10 protein-coding genes are annotated in these 13,988 nt (G+C 67.7%); 3 read left to right on the top strand and 7 right to left on the bottom strand.

The window, feature by feature from the left end; translation table 11 throughout:
- Position 1: 1 nt before the first annotated feature.
- Complete coding sequence (gyrA, locus tag CFREN_RS00050; protein ID WP_246580149.1) at positions 2-2,596, bottom strand: DNA gyrase subunit A; 2,595 nt, start codon at positions 2,594-2,596, stop codon at positions 2-4.
- A 198-nt stretch (positions 2,597-2,794) separates the two neighbouring features.
- Here gyrA and CFREN_RS00045 point away from each other — a divergent pair, with 198 nt between their 5' ends.
- Both CFREN_RS00045 and CFREN_RS00040 read left to right on the top strand, forming a co-directional pair.
- Complete coding sequence (locus CFREN_RS00045; RefSeq protein ID WP_070519632.1) at positions 2,795-2,998, top strand: CopG family transcriptional regulator; 204 nt, start codon at positions 2,795-2,797, stop codon at positions 2,996-2,998.
- Positions 2,995-3,435: a hypothetical protein gene (locus CFREN_RS00040; protein ID WP_209651525.1), complete on the top strand. Its 441-nt coding sequence runs from the start codon at positions 2,995-2,997 to the stop codon at positions 3,433-3,435. Before CFREN_RS00045 ends, CFREN_RS00040 begins: the two co-directional genes overlap by 4 nt.
- Before the next feature lie 33 nt (positions 3,436-3,468).
- On the opposite strand, the gene CFREN_RS00035 is transcribed toward CFREN_RS00040, so the two are convergent.
- Positions 3,469-4,482, bottom strand: coding sequence for an alpha/beta fold hydrolase (locus CFREN_RS00035; protein WP_246580148.1), 1,014 nt, complete (start codon positions 4,480-4,482; stop codon positions 3,469-3,471).
- A gap of 174 nt (positions 4,483-4,656) precedes the next feature.
- Here CFREN_RS00035 and CFREN_RS00030 point away from each other — a divergent pair, with 174 nt between their 5' ends.
- Positions 4,657-6,078, top strand: coding sequence for a lipase family protein (locus CFREN_RS00030; protein ID WP_244979463.1), 1,422 nt, complete (start codon positions 4,657-4,659; stop codon positions 6,076-6,078).
- 200 nt (positions 6,079-6,278) lie between these two features.
- Here the strand turns inward: CFREN_RS00030 and gyrB are convergent, their stop codons facing one another.
- The 5 genes from gyrB to dnaA form a co-directional block, all read right to left on the bottom strand.
- A complete protein-coding gene (gene gyrB / locus CFREN_RS00025; RefSeq protein WP_209651527.1) occupies positions 6,279-8,345 on the bottom strand; it encodes a DNA topoisomerase (ATP-hydrolyzing) subunit B in 2,067 nt (688 codons plus the stop codon).
- Between the two features lie 173 nt (positions 8,346-8,518).
- Positions 8,519-9,160: a DciA family protein gene (locus tag CFREN_RS00020; protein WP_209651529.1), complete on the bottom strand. Its 642-nt coding sequence runs from the start codon at positions 9,158-9,160 to the stop codon at positions 8,519-8,521.
- A complete protein-coding gene (recF, locus tag CFREN_RS00015) occupies positions 9,157-10,347 on the bottom strand; it encodes a DNA replication/repair protein RecF (protein ID WP_070519622.1) in 1,191 nt (396 codons plus the stop codon). The genes CFREN_RS00020 and recF overlap by 4 nt, the downstream gene beginning before the upstream one ends.
- 52 nt (positions 10,348-10,399) lie before the next feature.
- Positions 10,400-11,590, bottom strand: a complete 1,191-nt coding sequence (dnaN, locus tag CFREN_RS00010) for a DNA polymerase III subunit beta (RefSeq protein ID WP_070519620.1) — start codon at positions 11,588-11,590, stop codon at positions 10,400-10,402.
- 574 nt (positions 11,591-12,164) lie between these two features.
- Positions 12,165-13,988 carry a chromosomal replication initiator protein DnaA gene (gene dnaA / locus CFREN_RS00005; protein WP_224370836.1) on the bottom strand — a complete coding sequence of 608 codons (1,824 nt, stop codon included), beginning with the start codon at positions 13,986-13,988 and terminating at the stop codon, positions 12,165-12,167.

Raw genomic sequence — 13,988 nt, 5'->3', positions numbered from 1 at the left:
CCTACTCCTCGCCGCCCTCGTCGGACCCGCCGTCGGAAGCCGACGCGGAAACGCCGCCGGGGCGCGCCTCGACGCTGTCGAGGGTGCCGGTCTCGGACACCTTCACGGCGGTCTCCTCGCCCTCGTCCTCGACGTTGCGGTCGATGGCGAGCAACTCGGTGCCGTCGGCCAGGTTCACCAGGCGCACGCCCTTCGTCGCACGCGACGTCGCGCGGATCTCGTTGACGCGGGTGCGGATGATGTCGCCGGCGGAAGTGACGGCGAAAATCTCGTCGTCGTTGGACACCACCAGCGCGCCCATCAGCGGGCCGCGCTTCGGGTCGTACTTCAGGGTCAGCACGCCCTGGCCGCCGCGGCCCTGCGCGGTGTACTCGTCGAGCGGGGTCTTCTTGCCGTAACCGCCGGTGGTGGCCACCAGCAGGTGCTGGCCCTCCTCCACGACGACCATGCTCAGCAACTTGTCGTCGCCCTTGAACCGCATGCCCAGCACGCCGGCGGTGGCGCGGCCCATCGGGCGCAACGCGTCGTCGGAGGCGGTGAAGCGGATGGCCTGGCCGCGCTCGGAGACCAGCAGCAGGTCGTCGTCCGCGGAGCACAGGCGGGCGCCGATGAGGGAGTCGCCCTCCTTGAGGTTGATGGCGATGAGGCCGGCGCTGCGGGCGGAGTCGTACTCCTCCAGGCGCGACTTCTTCACCTTGCCCTCGCTGGTGGCCAGCACCAGGTACGGGGAGTCCTGGTACGTCTGGATCTGCAGCACCTCGGCGATGCGCTCGCCCGGCTGGAATTCCAGCAGGTTGGCCACGTGCTGGCCGCGGGCGGCGCGGGTGGCCTCGGGCAGCTCGTAGGCCTTGAGGCGGTAGACGCGGCCCTTGTTGGTGAAGAACAGGATCCAGTCGTGGGTGGAGCAGACGAAGAAGTGGCGGATGATGTCGTCCTGCTTCAGGTCCGCCCCGCGCACGCCCTTGCCGCCGCGTCGCTGCGACTTGTAGGCGTCGACCTTGGTGCGCTTGGCGTAGCCGGTCGAGGTGATGGTGACCACGACGTTTTCGCGGGCGATGAGGTCTTCTTCGGTGACGTCGCCGACGGCGCCGATGATCTCGGTGCGGCGGTCGTCGCCGAATCGCTCGACGACCTCGGCGAGTTCGTCGCGGACGATGGCGCGCTGGCGGTCGGGGCTGGCGAGGATGTCCTTCAGGTCGGCGATGCGCTCTTCGAGTTCGGCGAGTTCGTCGATGATCTTTTGGCGCTCGAGGGCCGCGAGGCGGCGCAGCTGCATAGCCAGGATGGCGTCGGCCTGCACCTCGTCGATGTCGAGCAGTTCCATCAGGCCGGTGCGGGCGGTGTCGACGGTGGCCGACCGGCGGATCAGGGCGATGACCTCGTCGAGCATGTCGAGCGCCTTGACCAGGCCGCGGAGGATGTGGGCCTTCTTCTCGGCTTCGTCCAGGCGGTACTGGGTGCGGCGGACGATGACCTCGATCTGGTGGTCCACGTAGAGGCGGACCATCTGGTCGATGCGCAGGGTGCGCGGCACGCCGTCGACGATGGACAGCATGTTGGCGCCGAAGCTGGTCTGCAGCTGGGAGTGCTTGTACAGGTTGTTCAGGACGACGCGCGGCACGGCGTCGCGCTTGAGCTTGACGACGATGCGCATGCCCCACTTGAGGTCGGATTCGTCGTCGATGGAGGCGATGCCGGCGAGTCGACCGTCGCGGACCTGTTCGGCGATGTTGGCGATGAGTCGGTCCGGGTTGACCTGGTAGGGCAGCTCGGTGATGACGATCGACTGGCGGTTGCCCTCCTGCTCGATGGAGGTGACGCCGCGCATGCGGATCGAGCCGCGGCCGGTGGTGTAGGCGTCGGTGATGCCCTTGTCGCCGACGATCTGGCCGGCGGTCGGGAAGTCGGGGCCCTTGATGTGGCTCATGACGGCTTCGAGGGCCGTCTTGTCGTCGGCGTCGGGGTTGTCGAGGCACCAGTTGATGGCGGCGGCGACTTCCCGGAGGTTGTGAGGCGGGATGTTGGTGGCCATGCCGACGGCGATGCCGCCGGAGCCGTTCATCAGCAGCTGGGGCACGCGGGACGGCAGGATGACCGGTTCGGTGGTGCGGCCGTCGTAGTTCGGCTGGAAGTCGACGGTGTTTTCGCGGATGTCGCGGACCATTTCCATGGCCAGCGGGGTGAGGCGGGCCTCGGTGTATCGCATGGCGGCGGGGCCGTCGTCGCCGCGTGAGCCGAAGTTGCCCTGGCCGTCGACGAGCGGGTAGCGCATGGACCACGGCTGGGCCATGCGGACCATGGTGTCGTAGATGGCGGAGTCGCCGTGCGGGTGGTAGTTGCCCATGGTGTCCGACACGGGCTTGGCGGACTTCACGTAGCCGCGTTCGGGGCGGTAGCCGTTGTCGTACATCGCGTACAGGATGCGGCGGTGCACGGGCTTGAGGCCGTCGCGCACTTCCGGCAACGCTCGACCCACGATGACGGACATCGCGTAGTCGATGTAGCTGGACTGCATCTCGTCGTTGATGTCGATGGGGCGGATCTGGTCGTCGTCGCCACCGCCGCCTCCGAAGAGGGTTCCGTTGTCGTCGCTCACTCGTCATACCTCCGGGTTGTCCCGCGCGGGTGTCGCGCCGGTGGTGGCGGCGCGTGGCGGGTGCAAGGGTTTTACTCCCCCATCTTACGCGCCCCGATGGCCGCAACGGCCCGTGAAGGGCGTGCTTTACGACGTTTCCGCCCATATCCGGTATCAACGTGATACCAATAGGCGCCCTTTCGTGATTATTCTGGCGCCATGGCGATGACATTGCGGCTCAGCGAAGCCGAGGATCGGGCCCTGACCCTGTTGGCCGGCACGCGCGGCACGTCGAAGCAGGAGGCGGCCAAACGCGCGATCGTCGAGGCCGCGGCCCGTGCGGTGCGGGATTCCGAGGTGCGCATGCTCACGGCGGAGGCCGTCGAATCCCACGCGGCCGTGCTGCGGCGGTTGGCGACATGAGTTCGGCAACCGGCATACCCGGGGGCACCGGGGCCGGGTTGACGGCCGAGGATCTGGTGTCGGTCATCGACGTCCTCGTCGAACTGCTGCCCGAGTACGACGGCGTGCGCATCGTGCGGCCGTGGGCGTTGGCGGCCGCCGGTGCCGCAGGCGGCGGAATGATCGGCGCCGTCGACGTGCACCGCGATCTCGGCGATGTCGGACCAAGACCCGGTGGCGCACGCGGTGGAGGTCATCCGCCCGGCGACGACCGCCTCGAGGATCGGGCCCGGGCGCAGGCCGAAACCATTCGCCGCCTCAAACCCCTCGATCGCGGCAACGACGCCTTCGCCGTCACGGCGGTGCTGGTGCACGGACGGCTGGCGGGCACCCACATGTCCTTCGACCGGGCCGCGGCCATCGCCGGCGTGCGCGACCCGGCACGGCGGATGCGCTGACGACGAGCCGTCGTCACGCAAAACACCCGGACATCAAGGCCAGGGCTGCCCGGAGGCGAGCTCGTCGAGCCACCGTTCGAACCGGTCGGCGACGGCCTCCGGCTCGCGGGCCCAACGGTTGTGGCCGAGGCGGTGATCGAGGAACTCGAAACGGGCCGCCTTCGGCAGACGCGAGGCCAGGTCCATCGCCGACTCCGGAGTGCAATCCCGGTCGCCGTCGCAGGTCAACATGAGCACGGGGGTGGTGACCTTCGGCATCTCGCACCCGTAATCCATGTCCGCCGTCGTCGGACGCAGCCGACCGTTGCGGGCGAACATCGCCCACTCGCGGACATGCCGGCCGGACTGGCGCCCGTAGCCCGCCAGATCCCACGGACCCGCCGGCCAATAGCCGAGCAGCCTCGACACCGTCCACATCACCGGACCGCCCAACCGCAGTCGCCGACGCTCGTCGCCGGTGAAGCGAATGTGGTGCGGGGTGCCGGAGCCGACGGTGATCATGCCGTCGACGTCGGCCTCCGGGCGCGCCAGGTACAACGAACCGATCTGGCCGCCCATCGAATGGCACATGAGGTAGACCGGCAGACGCTCGCCGGAGGTCTCGAACTCGGCGCGCGCCGTCGCCACCGCCTCCGGGAAATCGTTCGAGGCCAGCTCGTTGTACCCCCACTGATTGCGCCGCGTGGGCTTGGCGGTCTGCTCGCCCTGACCGTGCAGCTCGGAGACGAGCACCCCGTACCCGCGATCGCACAGTTCCTGCGCCATCGGCCAGTAGTAACGGGCCCCCATGCCGAAGCCGGGGAAGAACACGACGATCGCCTTCGGCGCAGCCTTCGGGCGGTACAGCTGCATCGGCGTGACCGACCCGTCGAACAGCGTGCGCTCGACCACCTCGGGCTCGTAGCGCGTGCGCTCCCCGGCGTGCGCGGCAGGATCCTCGGTCACGGCTTCCACGGCGTCAGCGTCGGCGTCAGCGTCGGCGTCGGCGTCGGCGGCGCCTCGCTCGGGGTCGGCTGCGGTCTTGGCCCGTTCATCGTGTTCGTTCACGGCCGATACGATATCCCGGTTTGGTTCCCCGAACACCGAAACAGCCCGGCAAACGGTGTTGCCGCACCGATTCGCGCCGGTTCACCACCCCCGCGGGCGTGCCGTTCACCGGCGGATACCATTTTTTCACCAAAACGTGCTCGCGCCCCGTGACAAATGCCGATAATCCGAAACATGCGATCCCCTTCTCGAATCAGGCGCCGCGCCGCCGCAGCAGTCCTCGCCAGCACGATGACGATCGGGGGTCTGCTCACCCCGGCCTCCGCCGCACCGAACCTTCCCGACATGCCCGAGGTTCCGGGCCTGGAGGGAATGCCGGAGGTTCCCGGCGGCACCGGTTCCCTCGGCTCCTCCGACGAGTCGCCAGCCATCGACGAGTCGTTCTACGACACCTCCACGGTCACCGCCGGCGCCCCGGGCACCATCCTGCGCACCGCCGCCGCCCCGACCGCGCCGATGCCTCCGGAGCTGAACTACCCGCTGCCGTCGTCGGTGACGAAGGTGCTGTACTCGACCACCGACATGCACGGCAACGCCGTCCCGGTCAGCGGCTACATGGTCGAGCCGTCGGTGCCGTGGACGGGCGTCGGCGAGCGCCCGACCGTCGTCATCGGCCGCGGCACCGTCGGCCAGGGCGATCAGTGCGCCCCGTCGCGCAACTGGCCGCTGGAAAACCAGGCCGACCCGTTCTCCTCCGGTCGCCTGGTCAACCTCGAGGGTCTCTACGATTGGGTTTTCGCCGCCGCGGGCGTGCGCGTCTTCGTCACGGACTACGTCGGCATGGGCACGCCGGGCATCCACACGTACATGAACCGCGCCGAGCAGGCCCACGCGATGCTCGACGGCGCGCGCGCCGCACGGAATCTGTCGGGCGGCAACGGCCGGGTCGCGTTCTACGGTCACTCGCAGGGCGGCGGCGCCTCGGCCGCCGCGGTCGAGGCCGCGAGCTCCTACGCCCCGGATCTGGATGTCGCGGCCGCCTACGCCTCCGCTCCCCCGGCCGACCTCGACGCGGTGCAGAGGAACATCGACGGTTCCGACCTCGTCGGCGCCATCGGCTTCACCATCAACGGACTGGCCGCGCGGTACCCGAACCTGGCCCCGGCCATGGATCGCCACATGAACGAGGGCGGCAAGGAGACGCTGCAGAACCTTTCCACCATGTGCACCGACGAGATCACCAAGGCGTACGGGCATCAGCGCACCAGCCAGTGGACCAACAGCGGTCTGAGCCTCGACGAGATCCTGGGCGACATCCCCGAGGGTCAGAAGGCCATGAACGACCAGTTCATCGGCCATGGCGTTCCGGCCGCGCCGACGATGATCGTGTCGGGCCGCCATGACCTCAACGTCGAGTACCAGCAGGCCCGCGATCTGGCGGACAACTGGTGCGCCAACGGCGGCGAGGTCTTCTACCGCGACGACATCCTGCCGAAGATCGAGGGTTACAACCACTTCGCCCAGGCGATCAGCGGCGCGCCCTTCGGCGTCGGCTTCATCCTCGCCATGTTCAACGGTGCGTCGGGCGCCGGCGCGTGCTCGGGCATCGACATCCCGGGCGGTTCCGGCGAGATCCCGATTCCGTCGTCCTCCTAGGCGCGGCGGTCGCCTCCCCGGCGGTCGTTGCTTGACGACGCCCGCCGGGAAATCCAGGGGCGTACACCAACAGTTGGCCTAAAACCAATGATGGGGCGCCGATAATCATCTCGTTCAGAGATCTTTGTCGGCGCCCCATCGGCGTCGTAAAGCAGCTGGTCAAAGCCTGAACACGCCGGGCCCGACCGAGCAGGCCCGCCCTAGACGTCCAGGAAACGGACGTCCTTCGCGTTGCGGGTGATGAAGGAACGACGCGACGCGACATCATCGCCCATGAGAATGGTGAACAGCTCGTCGGCCTTCTGCGCATCCTCCAGCGCAACCTGACGCAGGACGCGACGCTCCGGATCCATCGTGGTCTCCCACAGCTCCGAGGCGTTCATCTCGCCCAGACCCTTGTAGCGCTGGATGCCGTCGTCCTTGTTGATCTTGCGGCCGGCGGCCAAACCCTCCGCGACCATCTGATCGCGCTCGGCATCCGAGTACGCGTACCCCGGCTCGCCCTTCGCCCACTTCAGCTTGTACAGCGGCGGCTGCGCCAGGTACACGTGGCCCTCGTCGATGAGCGGGCGCATCAGACGGAACAGCAGCGTCAGCAGCAGCGTCGCGATGTGCTGGCCGTCGACGTCGGCGTCGGCCATGAGCACGATCTTGTGGTAGCGCAGCTTGGAAATGTCGAACTCGTCGTGGATGCCCGTGCCCAGCGCCGTGATGATCGCCTGCACCTCGGCGTTCTTCAGCGTCTTGTCCAGGCGCGCCTTCTCCACGTTGAGGATCTTGCCTCGCAGCGGCAGGATCGCCTGGAACATCGAGTTGCGGCCGGACTTCGCCGAACCACCGGCGGAGTCGCCCTCCACCACGAACAGCTCGGACTGCAGGGGATCCTTCGAACGGCAATCCGCGAGCTTGCCCGGCAGGCCGCCCAGATCCGTCGCCGACTTGCGACGCACCAGGTCACGGGCCTTGCGGGCCGCCACACGGGCATGCGCCGAGGCGATGGCCTTGTTGACGATCGCCTTCGCCTCCGCCGGATTGGCCTCCAGCCAATGCGAGATGTGCTCGTTGGTCATGCGCTGCACGAAGGAGCGGATCTCGGTGTTGCCCAGCTTCGTCTTCGTCTGGCCCTCGAACTGCGGATCGGCGACGCGCACCGAAATCACCGCGGCCAGCCCCTCGCGGGCGTCTTCGCCGGTGAGGTTTGCTTCCTTTTCCTTGAGCAGCTTGTGCTCGCGGGCGTAGCGGTTCATCAACGACGTCAGCGCGGAGCGGAAGCCCTCCTCGTGGGTGCCGCCCTCGATCGTGTTGATCGTGTTGGCGAAGGTGTGCACCGACTCCGAGTAGCCGCTGTTCCACTGCATGGCGATCTCGACCTCATGGCCCTCGCCGCCGGCCTCGAAGCTGATGATCGAGGGGTGGATGCTGGTCTTCGACTTGTTCAGGGCCTCGACGTAATCCTGCAGGCCGTTCGGGAAGTGGTAGACCTTCTTCTTCTCCCGACGCTTCTTGGCCTTGGCCACTTGGTCTTCGGCGCCCTCGGCGGCATCGCCGTTGTCGCCGTCCTCGGCGTCGGCCTCGACCAGTGCGGCCGATTCCTTCTCGGCCTGCTCCGCCAGCGCCTCGGCCTCCAGCTCCTCCTCCGACACGCGCTTGTCGGTCAGCGTGATGGTCAGGCCCTTGTTCAGGAAGGCCATCTCGCGCAGGCGACGTGCGATGGTGTCGAAGTTGAACTCGGTGGTCTCGAAGATCTCCGGATCCGGCCAGAAGCGGATGGTGGTTCCCGAGCCGCGGGCCTTCTTGCCCTTGACCAGGTCCTCCGGCACCGCGTTGGTGAAGTTCTGCAACCACACGTGGCCGTCGCGGACGATCTCGGCCTCGACGCGGGTGGACAGGGCGTTGACCACGGAGATGCCGACGCCGTGGAGGCCGCCGGACACGGCGTAGGACTCCGAGTCGAACTTGCCGCCTGCGTGCAGCTGCGTCATGACGACCTGCACCGTCGGGGCACCGGTCGGGTGCATCTCCACCGGAATGCCTCGGCCGTCGTCGACGACCTCGACGCCGCCGTCCTCCAGCAGCGTCACCTTGACCTCGGAGGCGTATCCGGCCATCGCCTCGTCGACGGAGTTGTCGACGACCTCCCACACCAGGTGGTGCAGGCCTCGCTCGCCGGTGGAGCCGATGTACATGCCGGGCCGCTTGCGAACGGCCTCGAGCCCCTCGAGGATGGTGATCGATGAGGCGTCGTACTGGTTTTCGGTGGCAGCCACTGTGGACCCGGTCTCCCTTTGCTTGTGCGCTTGGTATGCCCGTCCATCTTACCCCGTAGTCCCCCACCGGACACGCATCAGGCCGCGCCAAAAGGGCGTTCAGCGCCGATTTTCGCAAAATCGGGTCGTCGTGATCCCCGATTTCGCCTCCGCATTCGCGTCGGACGTCGACGTCACCCGTACGTGTCGCGCGGACCGCGGCCCTTGACCCGCAGCCGACCCTTCGTCCAACTCGGCCCCGTCGGCCCCTTGATCTGCAGCTTTTCGACGACTCCGTCCCCGACTTCATCGGCGATCGCCGCCAGAATCTGCGATTGCGCCAACCGCAGCTGCGTCGCCCACGTACTCGAAGCGCACTGGACGACCAACGTGCCGTCCTTGAACTCCACGACCTCGGTGTGGTCGGCGATGACCTCGCCGACAAGTTCGGGCCACTTGGACATGATGATGCCGTTGGCGATGTTGCGCCGCCAGCCGCGTTCGGTCGCCTGACGGGCGAGGACGGACCCGAAGGACAGCGGACTTCGATCGCGGCGACGGCGAATGCGAATGTCGTCGCGGTACAGGAGCCGTTCGGGAATGCGCGTACCCGCCAGGTCGCGGGCGACGGTGTGGTCGCGGCCGTTGCCGGCGGTGTCGGCGGTGCCGCCGTCATCGTCCCGCTTGATCACCCTTGGCCCCGCTTCCAGCGTGAATCCCGAGTTCTTCCGGGCCGGCCGCTGCAACGACGGCGGGTGCTTGCCGCCCATCTTCGCCGTGGCGCGCATCCGCCCGAAAACCTCCCCGACCAGATCCGGGGCGTCGCCCTCGCTCATCGATCGGCGTCCCCGTCGGCGTCGAGAAGCGAAATGCGTCCGTCATCGGTGTCCCGCACCGTCACGACGTGCGTGCTCACCGCCGGGACGTCGGCAAGCCCCTCCGGCAGCTCCTCGCCGACCGCCGACGTGATGAGCACCTGCTCGGCCTGCTTCGCGATGTCCACCAACGCCTCGCGACGATGACGGTCGAGCTCGGCGAAAACGTCGTCGAGGACGAGGATCGGATCCGGGCCCTCCTCGCGGAGCATGAGATACGACGCCAACCTCAGCGACAACGCGAACGACCACGTCTCGCCGTGACTGGCGAACCCCTTCGCCGCATCATTGCCGAGATTCAACTGCAGATCATCCCGATGCGGCCCGACGAGGCTGATGCCCCGGTCGATCTCCCGGTTGCGGCGCGCGCCGAGCTCCGTGAGCAGCAGCGCCTCGATGATCTCGGGGTCGTCGGGAAGATCGTCGACCGGCAACTTCGTGCGGTACTCGACCGTCGCCGGCCGCGACGACGGCGCGAGCGTCGCATACGCCTCCACGACCCGGGGACCCAGATCGCGGACCAGCCCGATGCGCGCCGCGGTGATGATCGCCCCGACGTGGGCCAGCTGCGAATCCCACGTGTCCAGCGTCGCCAACGCCGCCTGCCCCTCCGACGACGAATACCCGCGACGCAACGAGCCACCGGCCGACTTGAGCAGGGCGTTTCGCTGCCGAAGAATCCGCTCGTACTCCAGACGCGCGCCGGCCATCCGCGGACGACGGACGGCGAGGAGATCATCCAGATAGCGGCGCCGCTGGGCCGGCTCGCCCTTGACCAGCTCCAGATCCTCCGGCGCGAAAAACACCGACCGCACCGTGCCCAACAACTCGCGCGGGCTGCGCAGCCGCGTGCGGTTGAGCTGCGCCAAATTCGCACGATGCGGGTTGATCAGCAGATGGGCGGTGAGCTCACGGCCGTCGTTGACGGCGGTGGCCGACACGCGCGCAGAATCCGCCCCCGACCGCACCAGCGGGGCATCCGTCGACACGCGATGCGACGACAACGTGGACATGTAGCCCACGGCCTCGACGATGTTCGTCTTGCCGTAGCCGTTGCGCCCGGTGAACACCGTGATGCCCGGCTCCAGCTCAAGGCTCAGCTCCGGCCACGACCGAAAGTCGCGCAGGCTCAACGAACGCAAATACATGTCGGCACCGCGGAGACGTCGCCCCGCTTCCCTTCCGCCCCGGAAAAGCCGGTCAGCCCGGAAGGCGGACGGGCATGAGCAGGTACGTGAATTCCGTCTCCGGAGTCGGGAACATGCCGTCTTCGTCGGCGCCCGGCAGCTCGTCCGGCTCCGGGATGAGCACCGCGGGACGCGACGGCTGCGTGAAGCCCATGACCACGCGGTCGGTGTGAATCGCCGACAGGCCGTCGGACAGGTACCCCGGGTTGAAGGCGATGAGCAGCGGCTCACCGACGAACGCGCACTCGAGGACTTCCTCGGCGCGACCGGCCTCGTCGCCGTGGGCGGAAAGCACGACCTGGCCCTCGGAGAAATCCATGCGGATCTGGGCACCGCGATCGGCGACCAGCGACACGCGGCGGATCGCCTCGCGCAACGGATCGATGCGCACCGACGCCAAAGACGAATGCTGCTTCGGCAGCAACGGGCGGAACTTCGGGAACTCCACGTCGAGCAGACGCGTGGTGGTGCGACGCGGGTCGGCCAGGATGCCCAGCAGACCATCGGCGCCGACGGCCCGGCCATCCGAGCCGTCGCCGAACGCCAGGGTCACCGGTTCGCTCGAACCGGAGTCCAGGGAACGCGCCGTGTCTGCCAGCGTCTTGGCGGGGATGAGCAGCTCCGCGTTGCCCTCCGGGATCTGATTCCACTGGAAGGTGCGCACCGCCAGGCGGAAACGGTCCGTGGCGGCCAGGGTGACCGTGTCGCCCTCGGTCTCCATGCGGATGCCCGTGAGCATCGGCAGGGTTTCGTCCTTGCCGGCGGCCACGGCGACCTGGCCGATGGCCTCGGTGAACAGCTGCGGGTCGATGGTGCCGGTGGCGGCGGGAACCGACGGCAGGGCCGGGTAGTCCTCCAGCGTCATCGCCGGCAGCTCGAAACGCGACTTTCCGCAGGTGACCAGCACTCGCGTGCCGTCGTAATGCATGTCGATCGGCTTGTTCGGCAGCTTGGAGACGATGTCCGAGACGAGCTTGCCGTTGACCGCGAAACGACCGGTGTCGGAGATCTCCGCGGCGATGCGGATCTGCGTCGACACCTCGTAGTCGTAGCCGGCGATCTCCAGACCATCGTCATCGGCGGTGAAGACCATGCCGCGAAGGATCGGCTGCGTCGGACGCGTCGGCAGATTGCGTGCGACCCACCCCACCGCGTCAGCGAGATCATCCTTGGCTGCGCGGAGACGCACGTCCGTCTGCTCCATCGTCCCTCCATGAGTTTCACGATTTGTGATCCGCCGGCGCAGCCGACGGTCCGGCCGTCGCCGGTGCTTCCTCGAATCACAACCTTAACCCAGTTTGCCGCCGCCGATGTCGGCGGTCCGGAGACTTCCTGTCATTCGCGGCCCGGTCGCGGCGGCGAGCGCGCCGTTTGTCGACAGGCCCCTTTTTCTCGGACGTTGATTGAGATGGATGGTCGGAAGAAGTAGTAGGGGCTGTGGATCCTGTGGGATGACCGGTCCGCCGCTGGTCGGCGCGGAAATCCGAGTGTGGGCGAAAAGTTGATGGACCTGTGGATGAATCGCCCGAACTGTGGATGGATCGACCGCCGGCGGATTCTTCCACAGAAGACCGCGGTTCATCCACACCTCCGTGAACGAAAAACCGCTGGTTACCAACATGATCCGTGTGATCGGGGTCTCTAAATTACACAGCCGTAATTACACGCATTAAGTAAGGAATAGGCGAGCTTCAGTGAGGCGAGCTTCGTCGTAAAGCGATGACGCCCGCCCCATGCCGCGCACCGTCCGCCGACGCCGGCGACGCCGCCGACGCGAATCAGCCGATGGTGCGGGAACGCTCCCGGATGCGCGTGGTCAGATCGTTGACCTGGTCCTGGGTGGCCCGCTTTTCGGCGATCTCCTTCTGGATCTTCCGGTGCGCGTACAACACCGTCGAATGATCCCGGTTGCCGAAAACCTTGCCGATGGCCGGCAGCGAAATGTCGATGAGCGACCTGGTCAAGTACATCGCCACCTGCCGCGCATGCGACACCGGGCGGGTCTTCCCCGGGCCCGTGAGATCGGCGACGGTGAGGCCGTAGAATTCCGCCGTCGCCGAAATGATGATGTCCGGCGTGATCTCCACCTCGGCGCTGTCCGAGCCGATGATCTCCTCCGCCAGCGCCAACGTCACCGGCATCTTCAGCAGCGACGCCTGGGCGGTGACCTGCAGCAGCCGGCCCTCGAGCTCGCGGATCGACGACGCCGTGTGTTCCGCGATGAACTGCAGCACGTCATGCGGGACGTTGAGGCGGTCGAGCTGCGCCTTCTTCGACAAAATCGCGATCCGGGTTTCCAGGTCCGGCAGCTGCAGATCCGGGGTCAGGCCCCACTCGAAGCGGGTGCGCAGGCGCTCCTCCAGCGTCTTCAGCTCGCGCGGAGGCCGGTCCGACGACAGCACGATCTGGCGATCGGCCTGGTGGAGGGCGTTGAACGTGTGGAAGAACTCCTCCTGCGTGCCTTCCTTGCCCTCCAGGAACTGGATGTCGTCGACGATGAGAATGTCCAGGTCGCGGTAGCGGCGCTTGAAACTCTCCTGGGCGTCGTCGCGCACCGAGTTGATGAAGTCGTTGGTGAACTCCTCCGACGACACGTAGCGCACCCGCAGCTTCGGGTCGAGCGCCGTGGCGTAGTGGCCGATGGCATGGAGCAGGTGCGTCTTGCCCAAGCCGGAACCGCCGGAGATGAACAGCGGATTGTAGGCGCGGGCCGGCTGCTCGGCGACGGCGGCGGCCGCGGCGGCGGCGAACCGGTTCTGCGGGCCGATGACGAACGTCTCGAAGGTGTACTTCGGATTCAGCGTCGGCTCCTCCACCGGCTGGGACATGGGGTTTTTCATCCCGTGGAGGTGGTACTTGCTCTGGCCGAAAAGGTCCGCGGCCGTGCCCTGCGTCTGGGCGCCGCCACCGTGCGGCATCTGGGGGGCCTGGCCCGGGTGGGGGGTTTGCGGGGGGTGGGGCGCGCCCGGGGTGCCCGGCATCTGCCCGCCCTGGTCCTGCTGGGGCATCAGGGGCGACCGCGGGTCATGGGCAGCCTGGCCGGTGAATCCACGGGGATCGCCTAACTGTGCGGTGTCGCGGGCGTCGCGTTCGAACTCGATGGTGCGCCAGGCCCCGGAATCATGGCCGGCGGCCTGGTCGACGCCGCGGGAGCGGTTGGCATCCGGGTATGGGGGGTTCGGGGCGTCTCCATCGGTCGCGGCCGGTGCCGGGCGACCGGCCGGCATCTGTCCCGCCTGCCCGGGATGCGGGGCATCGGCGTGCGAGGTATCCGCCTGCGATGTGTCCGCGTGCGATTTGTCCGCGTGCGACGAGTCCTCCGAGATCGTCACAACGACTTGCTGGGGACGCCCGGTGATCACATCCAACGCGCGTTCGATGCGCTCGGACAATTCCTCCTTGACCAGCGTTTGGACCATCTCGGAGCCGGTCGCCAGCAGCACGAACCCGTTGAGCTGGCCGACGGGCTGGACGGACCGGAGCAAAGCCTTGTGCTGGGTGGTCAGCGGCTGCGGCTCTCCGTCGCGCACGTCGGTGCCGCGAATGAGCATGTCGACGACCTGGGTCCAGGTGTCGTTGAAGTCTCGGCTGGGCGTGGTCAA

The organism is Corynebacterium freneyi (assembly GCF_030408835.1).
In the GTDB taxonomy this organism is placed as follows: Bacteria; Actinomycetota; Actinomycetes; order Mycobacteriales; family Mycobacteriaceae; genus Corynebacterium; species Corynebacterium freneyi.
This window is presented reverse-complemented; position numbering and strand designations above follow the sequence as displayed.

Bases quoted from the DNA above. Each gene is read 5' to 3' on its own strand.
- CFREN_RS00045 (WP_070519632.1), top strand. From the start codon at position 2,795: ATGGCGATGACATTGCGGCTCAGCGAAGCCGAGGATCGGGCCCTGACC.
- CFREN_RS00040 (WP_209651525.1), top strand. From the start codon at position 2,995: ATGAGTTCGGCAACCGGCATACCCGGGGGCACCGGGGCCGGGTTGACG.
- CFREN_RS00030 (WP_244979463.1), top strand. From the start codon at position 4,657: ATGCGATCCCCTTCTCGAATCAGGCGCCGCGCCGCCGCAGCAGTCCTC.
- CFREN_RS00020 (WP_209651529.1), bottom strand. From the start codon at position 9,160: ATGAGCGAGGGCGACGCCCCGGATCTGGTCGGGGAGGTTTTCGGGCGG.
- recF (WP_070519622.1), bottom strand. From the start codon at position 10,347: ATGTATTTGCGTTCGTTGAGCCTGCGCGACTTTCGGTCGTGGCCGGAG.
- dnaN (WP_070519620.1), bottom strand. From the start codon at position 11,590: ATGGAGCAGACGGACGTGCGTCTCCGCGCAGCCAAGGATGATCTCGCT.